Raw genomic sequence first — 22,577 nt, 5'->3', positions numbered from 1 at the left:
CCCTTCCGGATACAAACCGTAACCACCCAAAATAATAGCACACACGTTCATTTACTCAGGTCACCCACCTGACGCATCGCCCGCAACAAAACATCCGGCTCCGTACTACCGACTTCATCGTGAGCTTTCTTATAAATCTTTTGCGCTCTAATCGTCGATTCTGGAAGCTCAACATGGCCGCGCTTACGGCATATCACAAGGCACCGGCAATGGTCATGAAAGTGAGCACCGGAATAACCACCACCAGCAGCAGACCGGGACGTGTAATCAAACCCGCGCGAGGCCAAAAGGGTGCAAAACGCACACGCCCCAGGATGCGCAACACGAGCCCACGAACCCCCACCCTTCCAGGCCGTATGCTCTGCATTCTTCCGCTGACGGGAATACAACTCATCGGCGACGATAAACCCCATCGAATTTAACGTCCGATTATAACCCTGCTCCTCGAAAAACAGCGGTGCGAAATCATGCGCCATACGCGCCTCAACCTGGTGAGAATCCACCCGACGAGGCTTCCACTCCACCGGCCGCATCCCCATGTAGTCTTCCTGTTCTTCTAACCACGCCATCGTGGCGTCGGAGACGGCGGTGCCGTAGGAGTCAATGGTTTCGCGCACCATTTGCCGTAACAACTCTTTTTGTCGGTAAGGGTCCGCCGTCAAGTCCGGTATCACGAGGGCGCGTGAATTGAGGTCCGCAATAGCCTGGCGGGCGATAGAGTCGACGACGGGTGTAATCGAGGACCAAGGCCGTTGTGGGTCTACCGCGTTCATTTAGCGAGCCTCCCTGGCGTCGTCGCTGGCGTTTTCACGCGGTGACGGTGCCACCTGGTCGGAGTTTTGGGGTGGAGTTTCGGTATTTTCTTGGTCTTGTGATGTCGAGGCTTGGAGTACCTGTGCCAGCTGGGAGAGTCGTTTGCTGCGGTTTTCTTGCTCGATTTGGAGTCGGTCGGCGGCTGAAAAGTGCAGGTTCTTCAGCAGTACTTCGGAATCAGGTGCGAGTACTCCAGAAGTCAGTAGCTTTAGAGCCCAATCAGCATCAGCCGCCTTGGACGCAGTAGCCGGGTCACGCCAATCCACCTCGAGCCCGTCGACGAGGCCCTCAATGTCGACGTCCTGGTCGAAGTCGGAAATCTGCACGAGTACGCGAGCCATCTCCAGCAGGTCTGGATTCATTAACTCCGTCTTAATTTCAGATGCGCGAATCAGTTGCTCTTTCCACACGCGAATCGAATCGCCCGAGGGTGGGTTCTCCGTCATGAAACCAAAATACTGTGCAGGAATCTTTGACTCAGAAGCAATCAGCTGAGAATAGGCACGTACCTGCTCGATAAATGGAGTAGGAGGAGACGACGCGAATTGTCCGACGCTGGGCTGCTTGGGGTCGTCCTCCTCGCCATTGATGACAAGCATCTTGCCGATAGAGGTACGCCAGCCCATTTCAACGCGGTCGAACTCCGTCATGCCTTCCGGGTCGTAGCCGAAATCCTCAGGTGAGGCGCCGGTGGCCCAGCGTTGAGGAGAAGCATAAAACTCGGAATTGTACTCCATGTTTTCCAAAGTACGGGCGGCAGCGTCGGTAAGATACCGCACGGCTGGTGTTATTTCTGATTGTCCAGACCAATGCGAAGTGCGCAGGCGATTGCGCAGGCGGAACATCGGGAACCCGCCTCCAGGAACGTCGAATCGCTCCACTGAGCGCACCGTGCCCATGTCGGTTGAGTCTTTGGAAATAACGATGACTTCGCCCTGCAGGTAGAGTACCTCGCGATACACGCCGTCGGAATTAACCCCAGAGCGGCGGTACCCGGCTACTGGCCCGTTTGTGGCGTCATCCCACAGCAGTGAGCCAGATAAGGGCGATACTGACCGCAGGCGGAATACGCCGTGTGGGTCGGGCTCTATAGCTAGTAGACCCAGCCCAAAAATCAACATGTCCAAAATAGCTTCCGACACGCGGAGCGGAACATTAAAACGACGAGTCACCAGACGCATCTCCTCGCCATAGTCCGGTGAGATAAACCCATCCATGCGTAGCAAATCACCGTAGGTATCCACCACGGTTGCCGGCCATCCGGAAACAACCCCAATATCCGACAATGTACGAGGCACAGCCACGCCAATGCGCTGCACACGATGCGTTCCATCATAGTATGACGCCAGCTGCTTATTACCCTGCTGGTGTCCTGTGACCTCAGTCGTTAATACACCTAGAATGTCTTCTTCATTTTGCGTTAGCCCCCGAATCATAAAACGAATGACCCCCTCTTCTTCTTCGGCTTTGACACCCCTCGAGACACAGCATCCAAGTAGCACTTATAGGCCATGACTGCTGCATACGCTGCGTCAATTTTATCAGCAGACTCCGGTGACGACTTATAAAGCAAATATCCGGTCCGCGTTTCCCTACGTTTGGCATTCAGAAGATGAGCGCGCAAATACGGGCCGCCATCGTAGGTAATATCCCGGTTGACCACCGCCTGCCGAAACTCACTTAATGATTGATACACCGCGGCGCTTTTACCCCGCGGCCACGCCATCAACGGATGCGACGAGGTGGCCTTAACCTTTAGCTTCGGGGCGAATTCTGCTTCCCACGCTGAAACATGCTCAGTCCAGCCGGATGGGTCACAGTACATGCCGACGACACGATAACGAGAGAAACAATCACGCACGACTGCATCTACCTGCCGCGTATCTGGCTCCCAGTCCGGGTCTCGTGGGTTCTTCGACTGCCACACCGCAACTTCGAATAAATGTCCATCTGTTACGCGCATGCCAATTAGCGCGGTCGCATCCGCATTACCACGCACACGGCCTCTTGAGCCGTCAAAGCCCAGCACTATCTTATCTCCTGGCCGTATAGCCTTATCCCTATCCTCAATCGCATCTACCTCGAGGTGGGAGAGGAAAGAATCGGACGAAGAGACAATCTGATTAAGGTAAAACTGTCGCGCATCAGAAGGGTCAGTCGACGGGTCCCAAATCTCGGTAATGATGCGCTCAATATCAACCCAGCCGCCATTGTCTCTAGCGGAATCGCCATAAGCATGAACCAGCCCGCGGTAAAGGGAATCATGGTCAGCTAAGTCCGTATCCTCAGGGGCTTCTCGGTGGTCTACCAGAATCGTTTCTCGCTTAAGCCGCCCCTGCTGCTGCAGCTCGAGAGCTTTAAAGGTTTCCTCAGCAACTGAGCCACTGCCGGGCCTATAGGCGTTAGGAGTCTCGATAGAATGGCCACCTAGCTTGCCTGTGTTGCGGCGTAGCACTGCAGCTAGCTTCACGCCACCGTTACTCTGAGTCCACGCCTCGGTCTGGTCGGCGGAAAACCACACAGGCCTGCCGCCTTCTTTTGACAATGCGCCCGCGGTAATGAATTCTATGCGGCCTTTAGGAAGAGCGACAAACGTCTCCATAGGGTCAATGTCATAATTTCGCATAGCTGGTCCGTCTCGCAGCATCTCTAGCAGTGGTCCATAGGCATTCTTGGATTGGTCCTCGTTGACCGCGGCAAACTGTACTTTCGGTGTGGTGAATTCAGACCATGGAACTCCCACAGGCTGCCCTGATGCGTCCCACCCGCCGAAGCACACTGGGCCTAGTGCTTCGAGGGCGCCAATAGCGCCCATGATTGGCGACTTACCCCAGCCTTTAGGGCGGGAGAGAATGCCGCGTGTATAGACACGTTGTCCGGTCTCAGGGTCGAGTCTGTAGTAGTGCAGAATAAAGCGAGCTTGTTCAGGTGTAAGTACCAGGGGTTGGTATTCGGCGCAGTCTGGCTGGGCGAGGTTTTCTTCTATCCATGCCAGGCACTCCCAGCCGAGCGAGGGGAATTCTCCAGGTTCTCGGGGCTTAAAAGGCATAGGGTTAGTCCACCGCCTTCAGGCTGCGGTAGCGTCCGCGTACGTCTGCTGCGGCGCGGGAAGCGCGGCGCTTGTCTTCAGCTTCGTCTGCGGTTGCCATGGTGATGCGGTGGCGAGCGAGGCTGTCTGGTGTGATGCCGTATTGGGCGAGTTGTAGGCGACGTTCTGGGCCGAGTTTGGTGTCGCCGCGGTTGTAGGCATCGTCGAGAATCATGGTGCGTGCTAAGTCGAGCCACTGAGTTTCTTGGAGGCCTTGAGTCTTCAATGGTGGGAATTCAGACAAGGTGTCCCAGAAGCGGAGAGTTTGGTTTGTCCAGGGCTCGTCTGTGGCCGGGTTGGTGGGGCCGTAGATGTCGGTGAGTTTAGGCTGCGGTACGAAGGTGACAACGATTTCTCGTTGTTCGATGTTTTGTTGGTTTCTTCTCGCACGGGATTTTGGATTCTTTGGTGCGGGACCGCGTCCTGCCATTACTTCCCCCAAATTGTTCGGCTGTTTTTAGATGTCTAGTTCTATTATAGTGTGCTATACTTCTTGGTGGCAGCTGCCGTTCGGGGGAGATGACTCCGGGTCGATTTCGGCTCGGAGTCATTTTTATGCGTAGGGGAAGGTGCTGGTGTAAGTGGTTTTGACGGCGTGTTTTGGGGCGAAAACGTGACGACATTTTGACGACATAAGCCACTGGAAACGACTGGAAACGACTGGAAACTACTGGAAGCCAAAAAATAAGAAACCCCCTCTTACCAGCATTTATGCTGGTAAGAGGGGGTGGATACACCGCTCCTCCAACTGGGCTCGAACCAGTGACCCTTCGATTAACAGTCGAATGCTCTGCCAACTGAGCTATGGAGGATTATGCGTATGCTGTACATCGAACTTGCTGTTCTCTGTGCAACGAGAATTAACTATATAGGGAATGAAGGGTTAGGTACAAATCGCCTGTAAGAAGCTAATAAACAGGAGCCTGCGGAGGCGGTTAGGTTCTCCCCGGAAGATCAGTAGGACTTTCCCGCTGAGCCAGGTTTAAATTCTGTGTAGGGTATGGGTTTGAAAGTATTCGAGAAAGGTATTCATGCATTCTGAAAAGTCTCCTCAGACATTTGAAAAAGTTTGTGTGGTTGGATTGGGCTATATCGGATTGCCCACCGCTGCGTTCATTGCTTCCAAGGGAGTTCACGTCACCGGCGTTGATGTGAATTCTAAGTTCGTAGAGTCAATCAACAAAGGGGAAGTACCTTTCTTTGAGCCAGGGTTCGATGTTCTTCTAAAGCGAGTCGTAGATGAAGGGTACTTGGTAGCCCAGACCGAACAGGTTGAAGCGGATGCATATATCGTCTGCGTTCCTACCCCTTTCAAGGAAGACCACAAGGTTGATACCAAGTTCATCGATTCCGCGGTTGAGGCTATGGCCCCGCACCTGCGCCCTGGTGCATTGGTTGTTCTGGAGTCTACTTCTCCTCCAGGAACTACCGAAGATATGGCGAATTACATCCTTGAGCTTCGCCCTGACCTGTCTCTTGATGAAGACGACGAAAATGCAATTTTCGTAGCCCACTGTCCTGAGCGAGTGCTGCCGGGGCAGATTATGGAAGAGATGGAAAACAACGATCGTGTCATCGGTGGTTTGACCCCACGGGGTACGCAGCTTGCTGTTGATTTGTATGGCACCTTCTGTACTGCTGAGTTGCTGCAGACCAATGCCACGACAGCTGAGATGGCCAAGCTCACCGAGAATTCCTTTAGGGACGTGAATATCGCATTCGCTAATGAGTTATCGCTGATCAGTGACCGCTTGGGAATCGACGTGTGGGAGCTCATTGATCTGGCTAACCACCATCCACGAGTTAATATCCTGCAACCGGGACCTGGAGTTGGCGGCCATTGCATTGCAGTCGATCCGTGGTTCATCGTCTCCTCCGTTCCTGAAGAAGCGAAGATTATCAAGATGGCTCGAGACGTTAATGATGGAAAGCCAGCTTGGGTAATTGAGCAAGTTAAGGCCGCGTTTGAAGGTAAGGAGAGCTCCACAGTTGCGGCCCTTGGTATCGCCTTTAAGAACGATATCGACGATCTTCGAGAGTCCCCTTCGCTGAGTATTGTGAAAACGCTTGGTGAGGAGAACCCAGATCTAGATATCCGAGTAGTCGAACCGAATGTTGCGGAACTGCCTGATTCGCTCTCCTCAGTACCTAATTTGAAAAAGCAGGACCTAGAAACTGCCGTACATGACGCAGATGTGGTTCTACTTTTGGTTAACCACAAGGAGTTTCTCCAGATGGACACTACCTTGCTTGAGGGAAAGTCAGTTATCGACACTAAGGGAATCTGGCGCTCTTAATAGTGATTCGTGGGAGGCGCCAAAATAATTTGGTGCCTCCCAGTCTCTTTACAAAGTTGAAGTACTCCCCTAAGCCACGCTCCTTTGCAACCGTGGCTTATACTGTTCTGATAAGCGCAAATTGGTCTTTGAGTAGACAATTTTTGGTTAGGATATTAGTTCCCTTTTGGTCTGAGCGAAGGTGGGAGCCTTTCTTGAAAATCCTGGTGATATCGCAGTATTGGTATCCGGAAAATGGCGTACCTCAACGGCGTTGGACTTGGCTTTCAGATTTGCTTAGGGACGAATTTGCACTTGAAGTCATTGCTCCACCCCCGCACTATCGTAGAAATCTGAAGCTTCTAGCTTGGGTAAGGCAGGTTGTTGGGCGTGGCTGGAGAGATTTAGAGTTCGGACCCTCAGGTGAAAGAATTCATCGAACCTTTTTCATTCCAAGTGGAAATTCATTAACGCAGAAGGCACTGAATCAGCTTACGGTCGCCATGGGAATGATGCTAAAACTGTCCGCTTTGAGTTTTAGCCGTTCGTCTAGAAAGCCAGATGTAATCGTCGGTACTGTACCTGCATTGCCTACAGCCGTAGTTACTTATTTTGCGTCGAAGGTATTGCATGCTCCGTACGTAATTGATTTGCGCGACGCTTGGCCAGATCTTCTTTCTCAATCTGACCAGTGGAATAGAAGCGTCGGTTCCCGCTCGTTTCGAGAGTTACTCCTTTCGCATGGATCCCTGCAAGGTGCTTCATGGTTGACGGACCGATCGGTTAATTGGGTCCTTGAACATTCGAGCGGAGTGATGGTGACCTCGAGCCACTTGGAGAAAAACCTAAGGAATAGATTTTCCAATATCGGTCGTGAAATACCCTTAGTAACTATCCGGAATGTGTTCCCCTCGCGGACTGATTTTGTACACCGTTATGTGAGTGAAGATGACAAGCGAGCTTTGAATGTCCTTTATGCAGGGACCATCGGTAGAGCTCAAAACCTTGCCAATGCCGTTGAAGCGGCTAGGATAGCCGCTACCGCCGGTGTTGACGTTCATTTAAGATTTGTGGGTGCCGGGGCTGCGAAAGAAGCTTTGAGCGAAATGGCTGAGGAACTCAAGGTTCGTGCTGAATTCTATTTTCGCCGGCCAGCTGATGCGCTCGATGAACATTACGAATGGGCCGATACTGCGTTGGTGCATCTAACCGATTGGGAGCCTCTAGAGCGAGCCGTTCCTTCAAAAACTTATGAGTTAATGTCATCCGGCCTGCACATTTCCGGTGTAGTGGCGGGAGAAGCCGCGGAGATCATTGAAAGCTGCAATGCAGGTGAAGTTGTTCCTCCTGAGAAGCCCGAAGAGCTTGCCGCCCTGTGGATACGGTTAGCAAAAAATCCTAGTCAGCTCCGTGTAGGAAGTCTCGGCAAAGAATGGGTCGAAAAAGAAAGGACTAGAATCGCCCCGGAAAAACTTCATTCCTTCATTCGTAACGTTATTGGAGATAAGTAGGATGTGGCTTCGTCCCTACTTTTCCCTTCCATCAACCATCATCAGCCTGTTGTGGGAAAATCCCATCGAATTCTGCCTGAAGGTACAGCAGCGGTTTGGGATTCGTTTTTGGATGGCCTCTAAAAATGAAACTTCTGCGCCTTTTTGGAGTACTAAGGAACCGCACAACTATGAATTGCCGGGACAAATTCATCGAAGCACGAGGGGCTCGAAAGATGAGCGGAAGGCAGTGCTTTATTTCGCCAATAATTCGACGCCCTATACACAATCGGGTTACACCGTACGGACTCATGGCATGCTCAGGACGCATAACAAAATAAACTCAAGAAAGATAATTTGCGTTACTCGTCTTGGCTATCCTTTGGTCGTGGGCCGCATCCCAAAGTCTAGGGAAGATGTTCTCGACGGCGTTACTTATCGTAGGATCGTTCCGCGGTTTTTCCCTCCGAGCAGTCGGCTTCGTGCTCGAGAGGAAATTCGAGAACTGACGAAAATTGCTGAGGCAGAGCAGGTCGGAGTCATTCATACGACAACTGATTTTAGAAATGCATACGTAGCATCTCAGGTGGCGAAGCGGCTTTCGATTCCGTGGGTTTATGAAGTGAGGGGAGAACGGGAGAATACGTGGCTAAGCCAGTTTGAAGCTGCGGAGAGAAAAGCGGCTGCTGCGTCCGGATACTATAACTATGCCCACGAAAAAGAAATGGAAGCGGTGGGGAAAGCGGGCCGTGCCATTTTTCTCAGTGAGGTGGCGAAAGAATATGCTGTTTCAAATGGAATTGACCCACGCCTGGCTTGGGTAATTCCGAATAGTCTGCCTGAAGGCGGTAAAGCCGCGGAAAGCCATGATTCGGCCCAAAAGCTTGTTTCATCATTGCTCGATAACAACAAGAAATATATCGGGACCGTGTCTAGTCTTGTGCATTACGAGGGCTTAACTATCGTTATACGGGCATTGCCCTACTTGCCAGTGGAAGTTAATGCTCTTTTTGTAGGTGATGGAATAGAGCGACGTCGGCTTGAAGCACTCGCAAGATCATTGGGAGTACACGACAGGGTAGTTTTCGCTGGGAAGCAACCAACTGAATCGATAGGTGAGTGGTATCGTGCGCTTGACGTTTTTGTTGTACCACGAATTTCTAGCCTAGTTACTGCGAGGGTAACCCCAATCAAACCTCTAGAAGCCATGCGAGTAGGAATTCCAGTCCTGGCATCAGATCTCCCAGCACTTCATGAAGTCACTGGAGAATTTGCGGTCTATTTTGCACCCGAGCAATTGGAAGATTTTGTAAGAAAGATAAAGATGATTCTTGACGGCAACGTCGAGATAGACCAAGAACGAGTTGACCAGTGGCTGCGAACCAGAACCTGGGAACATAACGTGAAGAAACTAGAAGCGTTGTATAGCGAACTGACTGGAGGTAAGTAGATGAATTTTGAATACTATTTGACCACTGTTCGCAGTGGTCTTACAAAAGCAGTTCGAAATACAAAGGCGAACGGAATTCGTAATACTCGGCAGAAAGCATTCAGGCTATTAAATAATAAACTGGTTTTGAGGAATGCTCACGACCCACTACATGTGAAACCACTTCCTCCAAGTTTTAAAAGCCAACGCTTTGGCGCTGTAAAAGTTGGAGTCATCATGGATGATTTTTCCCTCGAAGTATGGAGTAAGGAATTCCATACTATTCCTCTCGACTCGGAAAAATTTGAGTCACAACTGGCTGATGGGAATTCGCCGAAAATTGACCTTCTTTTCGTAGAGTCTTCTTGGAATGGAAATAACGGAAAGTGGAAATATCAACTCGCAGGACAGAACGCTCCCTCTGAAAAGCTGGGAGAGCTCATTAGAGCATGCAAACGTTGGGGAATTCCGACGGCATTCTGGAATAAGGAGGATCCGCCTCATTTCCACGATTTCTTGGGAACAGCAAAGCTTTTCGACGTCGTTTTTACCACCGCTGAAGAAAAAATTCCTGAATATATCGAAGAATTAGGGCATGACAGGATCTATTGTCTGCCTTTTGCAGCCCAGCCAAAGCTGCATAATCCCATCCGGCTCAGCGGCGATGAAAAGTCTGGAGATATTGCTTTTGCGGGTATGTATTTTAAGCACAAGTTCCGACAACGCAGGGAGCAGATGGACTTGCTCCTGGGCGCCGCCGCAGCTGTGGCTCCGCGGATGCAGGCAGGATTGGCTATCTATTCGCGATATTCAGGTGGTGATGAGCGCTATCAGTTCCCCACGCCATTTGATAAGTACGTAGTCGGCGGCTTGCCTTATAAGAAAATGGTCTCGGCATACCGCCAACACAAGGTATTTCTGAACGTTAATTCGGTTGTGGACAGCACTTCGATGTGTTCTAGGAGAGTTTTTGAAATCTTGGCTTCTGGAACTGTCGTTGTGAGTACCCCCAGCGAAGCGATACATCAATTTTTCAACAAAGAAGAGCTACCAACAGTGAGCGATGGAGTCGAGGCGCAACACCTGCTGCGGGCTCTAGTAAATTCGAAAGAACTGCGTGACCGAATAGTCCATAAAGCGCAGCGGAAAATTTGGGCTCAGCACACTTATGAAAAGCGAGCTAAGTTTGTGCTTGAAAAGACACTTGGTTTCGCTAACGAGCAGACTGAAAAGCCGCGGATTTCTGTTATAAGTTCTACTAACCGGCCCAACCAAATTCAGCATTTGCTTGAACAAGTCGGGCGACAATGTGGTGTGGAAATTGAACTGTGCTTGGCGCTTCACGGTTTTGATGAACAAGAAGTCGATCTTCCTCAATTGCAAGCGCAAAGTAATGTTCGAAATCTTAAAGTGGTGGAAGTTTCCTCCGCCGAGAGCCTCGGTAATTGTTTAAACCGCCTGGTTGAGCTTTCCACTGGGGACTTCATTGCGAAAATGGATGATGATGATGAATACGGCCGGCATTATCTTCTTGACCAGTACTATTCTCTGAAATACTCTGGGGCCGATCTAGTTGGCAAGCAGGCTGTGTATGTGTCCTTAGAGGAAAGCTCAATTATTGCGCTAAAAAACTCGGTAAAGGAACATCGTTGGACTGACTTCGTCGCTGGCCCAACCTTATTTGGACCTCGTTCTACATTTGAAACTCACCGTTTTGAAGATAGAACAAATGGTGAAGATTCTGCCTTTCTGTCTAGTCTTGTTAAGGCAGGAAGGCGCATCTATTCTGCGGATCGTTTTAATTTCCTACAGGTCCGAGGAAAAACAAATCATACTTGGGGTTCTAAAGACCTAGAATTTTTAGCCAATAGCGAGGTAGTACTTTTTAATACCTTCAGAGATCATTTCGATTTCTGAGCGGAGCCCTTATTTAGGGCTTTCTCCGCTTCGTCGTCGAAGATTATTTTTGGCTCTTCGAATCTACTTCGCATCTTTTCGATGATGGCGTCTGCTTCTTCATCCTTCCCAGTCGCGGCGCGGTTGCCCCAGACTCGGTAAGATTTAGCAACTTGGTGAGCAGGCCCATCAGCAATCATTTCTCCCTCGTGAAGCCAAATTGCCCGTGAGCAATGTTCCTGAATAGTGGTGGCACCATGGGACACCAAGAAAACGGTTCCGGCTGTGTCTAAGAAGTCGTTCATTCGCTCCTTGGCCTTTGCAGCGAATGTCGAGTCACCAGTTGATAGTGCCTCATCAATAAGGAGAATCTCCCGTTTGACTGACGTGGCAATCGCAAATTTTAAGCGAGCTGTCATACCCGATGAGTAGGTCTTTAGCGGTCTATCAATGGCGTCTTCAAGGTCCGCCCATTCAATTACGCTAGGAATAAGCTCGTTAACTTCATCAGGTTGAAGGCCCATAGCTAGTAGACCTAGCTTCGTATTATCGCGACCCGACATTTGCCGCTGGAGCGCAGCGGATACGCCCAACATGGTCGGTTTGGCGGAGACATAAACCTCACCTTTAGAGGGGGATTCTGCCCCAGCCATTAGGCGAATCAGGGTTGATTTTCCCGAGCCATTTTTTCCTAAGATACCAATGGATTCGCCCGAGTGAGCAACAAAAGAAGCTGACTTCAGGGCGCGCACTTCCTTCATTCGGCTACGGAAAAGGCCTACATTGGACCCGTTTTTAGAAACGAAATAAGACTTGCCAAGCTTCCTGGCGACAACAGTTGTCTTATTTGACACTCGCGTACCTTTCTTCGGCCTTCCAGAAGAATATAAACCCAATGATGAGGAGACCAAAACTCCAAGCAACCAAATGGATCCAGGAGGATAGATCAGGAAGCTTATTGTAGATCGTGACGTCTCTGCACGCCTGAAGGAAGATATACCCTGGATTGTTCTCCATGATTTTTTGCGCCGTCGGGCTACCGCTAAACCTATCGACAGAGAAAAACACGCCTGAGGTGAAAAACAGCGCGCGGCTGAGAACACCGACTAGTGCTTTCAGATCTGGGATGAAAGCTGTTATCCGGGCAATGATAAAAATTACGCCCAAAATTAGTAGGTGGGCCAGGATATATAGGGGGATAATGAGAAAAATCTCCCAAGTGGGGCCCTGTGGCCACTGGAAAGCGAAAGACAGGACAATTGAGATAATTGCGGGAGGAAGGTTGTCAATGAACTGCTTTGTAACTAAGGCAATCGGGAGAGCCGCTTTGGGGAAAGAAAATGAGGATATAAGACCGTAACTACTTTGAATGAGCTTAGTACCACTGTTTAAACCAGTCGTGATGAATCCGAAGAAGATTACGCCAATTGTTAGGTATCCAAGAAAGTTGTCAATTCCCCTAGAAGTCTTGAGGATGACACCGAAGATAAACGCATAAACCATGACGTCGATAAGCGGCTGAATGATGATCCATGCTCTACCCAGCAGTAAATCGCGGGATGACTTAAATGCTTTGCTACGTGCGTCGAAATAAATAAAGTGCCGCAGCTTCCATAATTGGGAAACGTAGTCTGAAAAACGCGGGAGTGCGTTAATAGTCTCGAGTGGCTCGCGAGACACTAGGACTGCTGCTTCTTTCCCCTTTTCCAGCTCATTGCTCAGAACTAAGCTTTGTACATCAATAGAGCTGGAAGATTGGGCGGGTGTGCTCCCAGAACGGCGTCTAATCATGCGGTAACGAACTCCTGACCAAAACAACTTTCCTTACCATAGTACGAGTTAAGACAACCAGTGCTTAGCAGAGCCATGCGCCGTTAAGCTATAGGTCTGTGTCAGTGTTATATGCTGGGCGGTATGCAAGATTCGGCAGAGGCTTTTGACCTGTCTAAAGAGGCATGGAGAGTTTTTGTATATGGGGGCTGCGTGAGCCGCGACACCGTGGCGTTCGCCGACCCCCATGCTTATAGTCTTGCGAAATATGTTGCGAGAAACTCTTTGCTCTCTGTGGGGACAGATGCGCGCGTTAACTTACCGGAGTTATCCCTCCCTAGTGCATTTCAGAAGAAGATGGTGGACTTAGATGCTTCCGGCGCGCTTTTACAAGAGCTCAGGAAAATGCGCGGTGTGGATGTGATCCTGTGGGACCTAAACATAGAGCGTTCTGGTGTCTGGCAATTCAGTGACGGGACGGTTGTTACTAACAGTGCAGAGCTTAAACGCGTCGAAAGAGTAGCGCCGGTCCTAGAAGACGCGAGATTCATTGCTTTTGGTTCAGAAGAGCATTATGCACGGTGGTGTGCAGCAGCTACGATGTTCGTCGCGATTCTGCAGGAACTAGAACTCAAGGAACGACTCTTGGTGTTAGCCCCAGAGTGGGCTGTAAGAGATACTCACGGTAAAAAGAATAAGAAGGTTGCTGGAAAATCTATTGAGTTCTACAACGATGTCTTTTCAAATTACCTGGCCCATCTTGAAACCCTTGGTATTAGGATTGTGCGCTTAGCTAATACGATCAGTGACCCGGAGCATAAATGGGGTAGCGCCCCGTTTCATTATGAAAAGGGGCTGTACCAGGAGCTCGACAAGGAAATCCGAAGTTTTGCCCGAAAGAAGAACCCCTTCGACCGGTAAGGAGGCGATTTTGAAGAGCAGCCAGCGCATGTCCTAAGAGGATGTCGTCTGAAATCCGAAACCAGCTTCTAGATCAATTTCAATTTCCTGGTCGTCCGGTATATCCCACCTTGCTAAGCGTAGGCGAAAACCGGTTACCGACGGTGGAAGGCTCAAGTCTGAAACCGCGGTGGCTTGATTGGGGGCAAGGCTTTCCACGTAGTGGAAAAAGGAGTCTAAGCTCGGTGACCAACCAAGCGAAACATCATTGGGTGCGAGTTTCTCGCGAGTTGAATGGAGGTCAAAGAGAAGTACTAGGTCCTTGTGATTCAAGGCCTTGGTCGAACGCAGCTTCACGGTGCAGGACTTCAGCTGATTAGTGAAAGAAAAATTTTCATCAAAAAGAACTTCCATTTTTCTTCTTGGTAACCTAGCCCGCGCAAAGGATGGCTTCGTTCTAGACTTGGAGAGTTCAACTAGGAGTCCGCTTCCTGAGGGGGAGTTTTGCTGGTCCGCGGAGACCAATTCTTCGACAATTCTTTCAAGTGAGCTATTGGTGAGTAGCCTGTCTGAGGGCTGAACAGCGAAGGACACATGCTTCAGATCGACGCTCAACGGGGTAGTCTCCAAAAATGGAGCCAGCATCGCCTTCTTGTACTCAAAATCACTGCGGTTTGTAAACACCCACAAGCGCTGTGAGTAGCTTTCTGGAAGTACCGTCGCGGCACAGTCTAAATCTGACTCTTTAGGGTTGAGCGAATCTACATAGTCGTCCCAGCCTTGGAGGTGGTGACGCGTAAGACTGGGCTCTATAGCTATGATGCGAGAGTTGTTGACCGCTCCGTATTTTATCGCGGCGAAACCACTGGAGAGCTCTCCAAAAGTCAGGAGCTCGCTTTCTTCTCCTATACGGCTCAGAATTGAATTGATGCTTGATTCAAGGTTCGGGCAAAATTCTGTGGATTCAAACCAAGTATGGCTGAGACCGGCGTCTGCCAGAAGGGTAGGGTCCGATAAAAGCAAGATGTTGCACTTAAGCCTCGGAAAAGTGGAATCATCTTGCCAGCCAGGAAGCCTGAAATGTCCGGCTGGTGCTGGCAAGAACCGAACCAGAGTTTGCGAGGAATCCCTAAAACTCCAATGCACTCGAAGTGGAATTCCTTTTTCCATTTCCACTTCGATATCCCCGGTGTCTTTGGTGAAATTCCAATTAGACAAGAAGTCTGAGACGGACGAGAAGGTGTGGCTCGGCTCTTTAGAAAATGTTCGTTGAAAAGTCTGGTTCATCGAGTTGAAAGAGGGAATTAGTAAATCTGGCTGCGTTACACACAAGGTACGGGTGACGGAGCCAGATCGGGCTACTTACTTTTTCAGCGCGCGGGCCTTATCCATGATTCGTTGGATTTCAGGGTTCGAGTCCTCCGATAATCCGTAGATGCCATTAATCTCCCCGATGAGGTCAATGCATTCATCGAGGTCATCGGGATCAACGTTCTCCAGTTTCTTTACATACCAATGCTCAAGGAACTGGGTGAAGCGATCCTCCTGGTATGCGCGAAGCAGACCAACCTCCTCTAACCACTTAGCTCTATCCTCTTCTAGAGGGAGGTATTTCCTGTAATACTTCGGCGAAATTGCATTAACCGTAGATGTAGAAATTTCGGCATAGTAGATATGTGCTGCACGACTGGTGATTGAAACCTTCCTTGCGTAGTACAGCATTTGTTGGAAGAAATAAGAATCTTGCCCAACTGCGCCCACTGGCTGTTCAAGGTTGAGGGACTTCAACCAAGCAGTATCGGCTACAAGGGCCTGGATACTCATCGGCTTGAAGCCGAGCTTCTCAAGGAGATCGGCGTTATTTCCGTCTAGAGCAGCGCTCTTCGCAATTGCCTTTTTGAGTTCTTTGGAATTATTGATGCGGTTACGCTTTCCTTTAAAACGAACCATGTTTCCAATAGCAAAGTCCGCACCGGTGTCTTTTACTCGGTCCAGCAACCTAATATAGGTGTCATTAACCTGTTCGTTGTCTGGGTCGAGATACGTCACGTATGGAGTTTGGGTTAGCTCCAGTCCTTTGTTGCGAGGACGCGAGGCGCTGCCTGAGCCTCCAGGAGGGAACCTGAATACCTCAACGTTAAGCTTCGTCTTCTCCAAAAGGCTCAAAGTAGCCTGTGTTTTGGGGTCTGTGGAGCCGTCATCGACAATAATTACCTTCGCTAGCTTGTTAATGCTGCTTCGGAAAATGGATTGGCAACATTTATGGATTAAGTGTTTACCGTTATTGTAGGCGGGGACAATTACTGAAAGCTCAGCCTCCTGGTGGGTCTTCTTTGCTCCATTGTTGCTGGTGAAACTTGACTTGATGGTCATTGACGATTCAACAGTGGCATCGTCCACCATTTCTCCGGCGTTGATCCAGTAAGCAGTAGCTGGTTTTGAGATGCCATTGTTGTGGGTCGTAGGCTCGTAAGCTTCGGCTTCTGAGTCGAAAGCCGTGATGTAAAGCGCGTCCGGTGCTGAGTAACGATATGCAGCTACGGCATCATTAATGATGTCAGGGCCGAAAGCCTCGAGGCGATTGGCGAAGATAACTAGGTCACCGTGCTCGGAACCCTTAATATTCGAGGCTTCGCTTGAGGGGACGTAAGTGCACTCAAAATCAGATGCTTGCGCCTGTTGGAATTGCTCGAATTCGGCTTGGCTGTTTGCAACAACGAGAATCCGGTGGTCGTCCGCGGAGGTGTTGATGCCTACGGAATTTAAGATCTTGTCAACCCTGTCGAAGGCAGTGTCATGAAGGAAGACTTCACGAATGCCCTCGACCTGGCAGTACCTGAGGTAGTCATCGCTCAGGGTTTCGAGGAACTGTTGTGTGTCGAGCTCGGTATCCATTATGGCTACCGAAGGGTAACGAGTATTGACGCCCGCGCTGTAGTTTGAAATCAGCAGCGTTCCCATTGCGAGAAGTTCAACGACTCGGTTCGCGAACATCGTCTGGCTACCCAAAACAGAATTCAGATTGAATGCCAGAGGAAGAAGCTTCTGCAGACGGAGCAGCTGATCGTGGGGTAGCGGCCGGTGAAGATTAGCTACAAAGCGGTCGGGGAACATGTACTTTTCCAAATTCTTAAAAGACTTTGGGTCAAGATCCAAGTTCCTGTCGACAACATACAAAGGCAGTCCTGCGCGAAGTGCTCCGTCAAACATCTTCTCAGTACTTGCAGCACGAGAAGGATACTTGTGGCTCATCCATGAGCCAGCGAAAACCATCTCACGCCCCATATGGCGCATAGAGCCTAGCGGGTTGTGGATTTTGTAATTTACTCCGAACCGCAATGGCTCAACAGGAATACCATCTGGAATATCTTTCCTGTACTTGGGAATAACCTCTTCGGCAGAAGTGAAAACGTGATCTGCAAGACGGGCCATGCTTACAAACGATTCATAGTTCGGTGGGTCTTCTTTGGAATAGAAGACCACAGGTATTCCTTGATCCTTCGCGAAAGGGATGATCGTCTTTTCTAGGAGCTCTCGCTTTCCGGAGGTCCTGCGCGGTAGATTAACCCACTCTTCATTCAGTCCGCGCCAAGCAGATACGACTAAGAGGACGTCAGTCTGAGGAATGGCTTCGCGAAAGTTCTCGGGTGTGATCGGGATGAAATCAGCAGCTACTTCAAGTGATTCATAGAGAAAGCGATCGGCGATGATTCCGATCTTTGCTTCTCGCTTGGTGTTCCAATTTTGTGTGATGGCTTTTGGTAGCTCTTCTGCTTCCACAAGGAGCTTCTGCATAGCGGAAGCGTTATCTTTTTCGAATTTTGAAAATTCACGAAGGTAGTCGTTGCGTTTAATAATCGGTTTGACCAGCGGGCCTACACCCGTCAGGTAATTGCGAAACATCGGAGTTTGGCTGGACTTGCCAAAGCTCTCGGCACGAACCTGGCCGGCATCAGCGTTTTTCTTTACCTTTCGTAGGCGCTTGTGCTCAGCTTGAATCTCTTCTTTACGCATTCTTTCCCTTCCCGAGGGGGAGTCCTTCTTTTAACTTCCAGTAACGGCGTTGAAGCTTTAGTGCCTTTGTGCTCTCGAGCGTCTCAACGCGTTGTTTGAGGAATGAAATCTCTTTCTGCTGTTTCTCGATGGCGTCGAGGAGCTTGCCGCTGCGGTCGGCTTCCGCGGCTAAGTCTTTGTAAGTTGTCGACAGCTCAGTCGAGAGTGAATTGATGACTTCGAGAGCTCGTTTCGCGACATCGTCGTTAGTGAAAGGAGTTTGGTTCATAAACAAGTGCCTTTAGCCGTTGAAACGGTTAGCCGAGGTGAAAGTTACAGATTCAACATACCAGAGTGACGTCTACGGAAGACTGAAGTAGACTAAGTCATTATCGTGGAGTTGGGCTCGTTCAGCTTTGCACCGCCTTGCTGTCTATCAGCCATTTCGTAAATGCTCACGACCTCGTCACCTTGTGGAGGAAAGTTTGTCTGTCCGGGAAACTCCAATCGTTGCTGTAACACGGTGCGGAATCGGTGTTTTTGATAAGAAATGGTGGGCAGCTCGTCTGCGATTATTGAAAGCGATTACGGTACCTAGTTTGTCTCGCTTCAGGGGGCGGAATTTCCATTGGTACGTCGTTCTAGATAGTGCAATCCCTACCCAAGTTTATGAGGAATTGCATTCTATCGTGTCCGGCGGAGCTCAGGATTTTGTCCGATTTGTCTTCGTGGAAAGTAACTCTCAAACTAGAGATGCAATCATGAACGCTGTGAAAGCCTTAGTTCCGCCGTCAAAAAGGGTCGCAGTACTTCGAATTGACGATGATGATGCAATCGCTGCCGATTTCTTTGACAACGTTTTTAATGAGATTGCAAAGGAACCTGACCAGCCTGCCGTAGTTTCTATGGCCAAGGGATTTGCGCTGAATGCTCCAGACCAAGAAGTAGGTAATCTGACCTATGTATCGCATCCGTGCAATACAGTTTTTTATGGGAAACTGACCGAACTTGACAAGGTCATGTTCCAGAATCATGTCAAGTGGCTCTCGGTCGCAAAGCGCCTTGGGTATAGGTCAGTCGCATCGGATGTTGGAAGCCCACAGTTTCTGTACACCTACCATAAACAAGCTGACGGTTCGTATGAGAAGCGAGTAGGCGGCATTGATGCCTGGAGAAAGATTTCTGCAGCAGATGTGGAGCGATTCGGCATCGACCTCGAAGCTTTGCGAGAGTGGGTGGAACTTCAAGCCTCCATGCCTGCAACTATCGGCCTGACATGGCGCCGAGCTCAGGGCGAACTGTGGAAGATGGAACAGCTCAAGGCTTCAATGAAACAGCTAAAACGGGAGATTGTAAAGACTAATTCCTCCATTTTTGATCCGACTGTTCCATTTCTTTATGTGTATCAGCCCATGCACAAAGCCAAGGTGAGTGCGGGGCGCGTCAAATTTACTGGCCTGACTAACAACGGAGCCACGGTTTCTCTTCATGTGACCGGAAAAACCGGGATCTACCGCGAAATGGCTAGAGTGGCACTGGACGCAGATTCAGGAGATTTTGCGTTAGCTGGAAACTTCAACGTTGGCGAGTGGAATATTCGAATTATTTCGGAAATTAACTCCGAAAAGGGCAAGCAGCGTAAGCAACTGGATTATAAAATCAATGCGCGTTGATGCGAGCCGTAAATTAAGCGAAGCCAGAATGAGTGACAGGTGCGGAACGGAGATTGGTGGCCTAGTCTGTATTCTGGTCCGTACATCAGCGCAGGTGGACTTATTAGGCTAGATGCCTTTTTGCATTTGTCAGTGGGGCTATTTTTAGATTTCGGGTAACGCAATCTGTTGTCGGTGCATTTCGGGTGACCTGCCACTAAAGGAATCCTTCATAGATACCAATTTGTTGTTAGCAGCCATGTGCCTGTCAAGGCTACGGTTCGGGCGGTCCGCTTTTGCACCGACCGTGGATGTGTCTAATAGGGAGTGGGAATTGAACATTTCTAGACATTCTGATTTGTGCGGATGATTGGCAAACATGCGCCACCGCGCGATGCTGAAATGCCGCCAAAGTATACGCAGCTCCGCAGCTTTTCGGTTAACGAGTGGATTAATCTCGGTCGTATCCGTGTTTGTATTTCGCGATTAGTCCTTCAGAGATTTGAATTATCATTCTTGTAGCATTGGAGATTTGAGTATCGGCTCGTTTTATAATTAAGAACAGATTTTCGCTTAAAATACTATTTTAAGCCGCGCACCGTGGAGTCGACATCGTTACGGTAAAATGGGCTCTTAATGACCTCGCGGTTGGAATTATGCCAGTTGAACGGTTGGAATTATGCCAGTTGAACTTGGAAGATGACTATTCGTTTATTGTAAGGCCTATGCCAATTAATTTTACTGCTGTCCGTACCGTCGTCGTCCCAGCCGCCGGCATGGGCACCCGTTTCCTTCCCGCTACGAAGACTGTTCCAAAGGAGCTTCTTCCTGTGGTTGATACGCCTGGTATCGAGATGATCGCAGAAGAAGCCGCAGCAGCGGGTGCCTCGAGACTGGCTATTGTGACGTCGCCGAGCAAAGACGAGGTTATGCGTCATTTTGATGAGTTCCCTGAGCTTGTTGAAATTTTGCGTGATCGGGGCAAGGATGAGCAGGCGGCGAAGGTACAGCGCGCCGCGGAGAATTCATCCAGTTGCTGTGACTCAGGAGAAGCCTTTAGGGCTAGGACATGCTGTAGGTTTGGCCGAGCCTGTTTTGGATGAGGATGAAGACTGCTTTGCGGTCATGCTCCCCGATGACGTTATTGAGCCCACTGCCGCGATGAGTGAGATGATTCGGGTGCGCAAAGAGCACGGCGGGTCGGTGCTCTTGGCAGTGGAAGTGGACCCTGCGCACGTATCAAGTTATGGCGTGTTCGATGTTGAGCGCACCGAAGATGACTGGGTTAAGAAAGTCGTGGGTATGGTAGAGAAGCCTGCGGTTGAGGACGCGCCGTCGAATTTGGTCGCTACAGGACGCTATCTGCTGGATCGCGCCATTTTTGATGCATTGCGCCGGATCGAGCCGGGCAAGGGCGGGGAGCTGCAGCTTACCGACGCCATTGATCTCCTCATTTCCGGGGGGGCATCCCGTTCACGTCGTCGTCCATGATGGCATCCGCCATGACCTTGGCAATCCCGCTGGCTTCATTCCAGCTAGCGTCGAGTTTGGCCTTCGCCACCCCAAGTATGGCCCAGCATTGTTTGGGGATTTGGAAGCATTGTTGGAAAAATACCGACCAGAACTAGGATAAAATTTTGCTGATGCCAGGTGGATTTCTGTTTAGAATTTCGCGGGTAAAGCAATGCTGGTCTCGAGATTTAATGTGAGGAAAAGCGCTGAACAGCGCAGAAGGAATGACGTGCGTATGGCTCGCCGAGCGGTCAAAAACCTGAGCTTTCAAGAGTTCTCGTCGGTAGAAGAGTTTCGGCGACACTGGGATTCTAGTTCCAGTGGTGCAATATCGATTGAAGATAAGCTTCCTATTCACCTTCATTGGACGAACAAGCAGGCTGAAAGCACAGTAATTTGTTTTAGCGCTGCGTCCTCGAAGGTTCGAGAGGTTCCATTCTGGACCGGTCGCGGGCTGGCCTCTTCTCTCGACGCAAACGTCCTCCTAGTGTCGGATCCCTCCATGATTCTTGACCGAACGCTTAGCCTGGGGTGGTATGCGGGAAGTCTGGAACAACCGGACTTGATTGAGACACTAACGGAGGTTTTCCGAGTCGTATCACAAGGTACTCGCCCTATTTTCTTTGGCGCTTCTGCTGGTGGCTGGGCCGCCCTTAAATATGCTGCGCGTCTCGCGGAGGCAGTTGCTGTGGCGGTAAACCCCCAGGTTGATATAGCACGGTACATGTACTTTCCTTACTACCTGCGTAAAGCTTGGCATGCTGAAGAGGGGAGCGAACGCCTTCCGTTTGAAGGCAACGTGGCGCGTGATTATGCCGAGGACAACGATTCGATGGTTGTCTACGTGCAGAATGAGGGAGATTCTCATCATCTCAACGAGCATTTTGCGACCTTTAGAACTACGTGCGGCAATCCAGACAAGCTAGTTGAACTGCTGCCGGACTTGGGGGAAGGGCACATGGCTCCGGCTAAAGAATCACTGGTACAGATTTTGGAAACAACGATTGCATCGAAATCCGCTAGTGAATTGCGGGCCAATCTGGCAGGTGTGGAAATTAAATCGAGCGGCGTTAACAAGGAAATCAAAGTCAGTCGGTCGGCTGCTCTTCCTGCTGGCGTTATCGATGAACAGTATCCGGTTCTTTTCGAACAGACGTATCAGCTTCCTCCATTAACCAGAGTGTGCTCAGTGGACCTTGGCTCTTCGGTTGAGCTACCTGCGAAAACATTTGCGGTAGAAATCCATTTTGATGAGGCAGAGATGGATAAGCACCTGGCGAAAAAGCTAGGACTAAGCTGGTCTGATGGGCTTCAGAGTGCCTTCGTTTATTCACAACCAGTAACCGAAACTCGTTGGAGCCAGCATCAAGACTTCCAAATCCCAGAGTCTGCTACGGGAGTCCGCATTGTTCTCCGCAAATGGAGCTGGAATGGGGAAGTAGAGGAACCTTGCGTGAAGCTGCGGCTCTGCTCCAAAACAGTAGCAACTGAGTTTTCATTGTAGGTGCACTCAGACACCACGAGCGACGGTGGCATCTCCTTTGGACCGTCGCTTTTGAGAATCGACGTCTAGATGCCGCGGGAACGGGGTCTTGAGGTGGGTAATAGAGGAGGCGCCAACCAATTTTGCTGCCTAGTCTTGGTTAACTGTTTTCCAGAAGCAGTGGCAGCCTATGGGGAAGTGGTAAACGAGTGCACTTGGCGGGGGAGGAGTATGCCGAGCGGGACTTCAGCACATTGTTTCTAGTAGAAACCGAT

Annotated in this window: 16 protein-coding genes, 1 tRNA gene and 1 pseudogene; 8 read left to right on the top strand and 10 right to left on the bottom strand. The window is 50.0% G+C overall.

The genetic code is table 11. The features are described from left to right. Nucleotides 1-47: 47 nt before the first annotated feature. The 5 genes from ACP8J1_RS08425 to ACP8J1_RS08405 all read right to left on the bottom strand — a co-directional run bounded on the left by ACP8J1_RS08425 (nucleotide 48) and on the right by ACP8J1_RS08405 (nucleotide 4,713). Nucleotides 48-773: a VG15 protein gene (locus tag ACP8J1_RS08425; protein WP_023021088.1), complete on the bottom strand. Its 726-nt coding sequence runs from the start codon at nucleotides 771-773 to the stop codon at nucleotides 48-50. Next, nucleotides 774-2,249: a phage portal protein gene (locus ACP8J1_RS08420; RefSeq protein WP_023021089.1), complete on the bottom strand. Its 1,476-nt coding sequence runs from the start codon at nucleotides 2,247-2,249 to the stop codon at nucleotides 774-776. Further along, nucleotides 2,246-3,862, bottom strand: a complete 1,617-nt coding sequence (locus ACP8J1_RS08415) for a hypothetical protein (protein WP_023021090.1) — start codon at nucleotides 3,860-3,862, stop codon at nucleotides 2,246-2,248. The genes ACP8J1_RS08420 and ACP8J1_RS08415 overlap by 4 nt, the downstream gene beginning before the upstream one ends. A gap of 4 nt (nucleotides 3,863-3,866) precedes the next feature. After that, nucleotides 3,867-4,331 carry a phage terminase small subunit gene (locus ACP8J1_RS08410; protein ID WP_023021091.1) on the bottom strand — a complete coding sequence of 155 codons (465 nt, stop codon included), beginning with the start codon at nucleotides 4,329-4,331 and terminating at the stop codon, nucleotides 3,867-3,869. Nucleotides 4,332-4,640: 309 nt separating this feature from the next. After that, nucleotides 4,641-4,713 (bottom strand) — tRNA-Asn (locus ACP8J1_RS08405). Nucleotides 4,714-4,932: 219 nt separating this feature from the next. On the opposite strand from ACP8J1_RS08405, the gene wecC reads away from it, so the two are divergent. From wecC to ACP8J1_RS08385, 4 genes are all read left to right on the top strand, one after another. After that, nucleotides 4,933-6,198 carry a UDP-N-acetyl-D-mannosamine dehydrogenase gene (gene wecC / locus ACP8J1_RS08400; protein ID WP_023021092.1) on the top strand — a complete coding sequence of 422 codons (1,266 nt, stop codon included), beginning with the start codon at nucleotides 4,933-4,935 and terminating at the stop codon, nucleotides 6,196-6,198. A gap of 194 nt (nucleotides 6,199-6,392) precedes the next feature. Then, nucleotides 6,393-7,688, top strand: a complete 1,296-nt coding sequence (locus ACP8J1_RS08395; protein WP_034655454.1) for a glycosyltransferase family 4 protein — start codon at nucleotides 6,393-6,395, stop codon at nucleotides 7,686-7,688. Between the two features lies 1 nt (nucleotide 7,689). Continuing rightward, the gene (locus tag ACP8J1_RS08390) at nucleotides 7,690-9,117 is read left to right on the top strand and encodes a glycosyltransferase family 4 protein (protein ID WP_023021094.1); all 1,428 of its coding nucleotides are present in this window, start codon (nucleotides 7,690-7,692) and stop codon (nucleotides 9,115-9,117) included. Then, nucleotides 9,118-11,013: a glycosyltransferase family protein gene (locus ACP8J1_RS08385; RefSeq protein ID WP_023021095.1), complete on the top strand. Its 1,896-nt coding sequence runs from the start codon at nucleotides 9,118-9,120 to the stop codon at nucleotides 11,011-11,013. Here ACP8J1_RS08385 and ACP8J1_RS08380 read toward each other — a convergent pair. Both ACP8J1_RS08380 and ACP8J1_RS08375 read right to left on the bottom strand, forming a co-directional pair. Beyond that, the gene (locus ACP8J1_RS08380; protein WP_023021096.1) at nucleotides 10,998-11,846 is read right to left on the bottom strand and encodes an ABC transporter ATP-binding protein; all 849 of its coding nucleotides are present in this window, start codon (nucleotides 11,844-11,846) and stop codon (nucleotides 10,998-11,000) included. The genes ACP8J1_RS08385 and ACP8J1_RS08380 overlap by 16 nt on opposite strands. Then, nucleotides 11,836-12,783 carry an ABC transporter permease gene (locus ACP8J1_RS08375; RefSeq protein WP_023021097.1) on the bottom strand — a complete coding sequence of 316 codons (948 nt, stop codon included), beginning with the start codon at nucleotides 12,781-12,783 and terminating at the stop codon, nucleotides 11,836-11,838. The genes ACP8J1_RS08380 and ACP8J1_RS08375 overlap by 11 nt, the downstream gene beginning before the upstream one ends. Before the next feature lie 123 nt (nucleotides 12,784-12,906). Between ACP8J1_RS08375 and ACP8J1_RS08370 the strand changes: the two genes are divergently transcribed. Continuing rightward, a complete protein-coding gene (locus ACP8J1_RS08370; protein ID WP_156900702.1) occupies nucleotides 12,907-13,683 on the top strand; it encodes a DUF6270 domain-containing protein in 777 nt (258 codons plus the stop codon). Nucleotides 13,684-13,716: 33 nt separating this feature from the next. Here ACP8J1_RS08370 and ACP8J1_RS08365 read toward each other — a convergent pair whose 3' ends face one another. The 3 genes from ACP8J1_RS08365 to ACP8J1_RS08355 all read right to left on the bottom strand — a co-directional run bounded on the left by ACP8J1_RS08365 (nucleotide 13,717) and on the right by ACP8J1_RS08355 (nucleotide 17,944). After that, complete coding sequence (locus tag ACP8J1_RS08365; protein ID WP_023027881.1) at nucleotides 13,717-14,949, bottom strand: hypothetical protein; 1,233 nt, start codon at nucleotides 14,947-14,949, stop codon at nucleotides 13,717-13,719. 75 nt (nucleotides 14,950-15,024) lie between these two features. After that, nucleotides 15,025-17,676, bottom strand: a complete 2,652-nt coding sequence (locus tag ACP8J1_RS08360; protein WP_023021100.1) for a glycosyltransferase family 2 protein — start codon at nucleotides 17,674-17,676, stop codon at nucleotides 15,025-15,027. Beyond that, on the bottom strand, nucleotides 17,669-17,944 hold the full coding sequence (locus ACP8J1_RS08355; protein ID WP_005324271.1) for a hypothetical protein: 276 nt from the start codon (nucleotides 17,942-17,944) through the stop codon (nucleotides 17,669-17,671). Before ACP8J1_RS08355 ends, ACP8J1_RS08360 begins: the two co-directional genes overlap by 8 nt. Before the next feature lie 184 nt (nucleotides 17,945-18,128). On the opposite strand from ACP8J1_RS08355, the gene ACP8J1_RS08350 reads away from it, so the two are divergent. The 3 genes and pseudogenes from ACP8J1_RS08350 to ACP8J1_RS08340 all read left to right on the top strand — a co-directional run bounded on the left by ACP8J1_RS08350 (nucleotide 18,129) and on the right by ACP8J1_RS08340 (nucleotide 22,323). Further along, entirely contained in the window at nucleotides 18,129-19,328 is a 1,200-nt protein-coding gene (locus ACP8J1_RS08350; protein ID WP_232212602.1) for a glycosyltransferase, read from the top strand. A gap of 704 nt (nucleotides 19,329-20,032) precedes the next feature. Continuing rightward, nucleotides 20,033-20,940 (top strand): annotated as a pseudogene (locus ACP8J1_RS08345) (UTP--glucose-1-phosphate uridylyltransferase). A 114-nt stretch (nucleotides 20,941-21,054) separates the two neighbouring features. Then, complete coding sequence (locus ACP8J1_RS08340; protein WP_034655448.1) at nucleotides 21,055-22,323, top strand: alpha/beta fold hydrolase; 1,269 nt, start codon at nucleotides 21,055-21,057, stop codon at nucleotides 22,321-22,323. Nucleotides 22,324-22,577 lie beyond the last annotated feature (254 nt).

The organism is Corynebacterium sp. LaCa_205 (genome assembly GCF_057458085.1).
The sequence above is the reverse complement of the archived record's forward strand: the minus strand, read 5'-3'. Positions and strand labels throughout refer to the sequence as shown.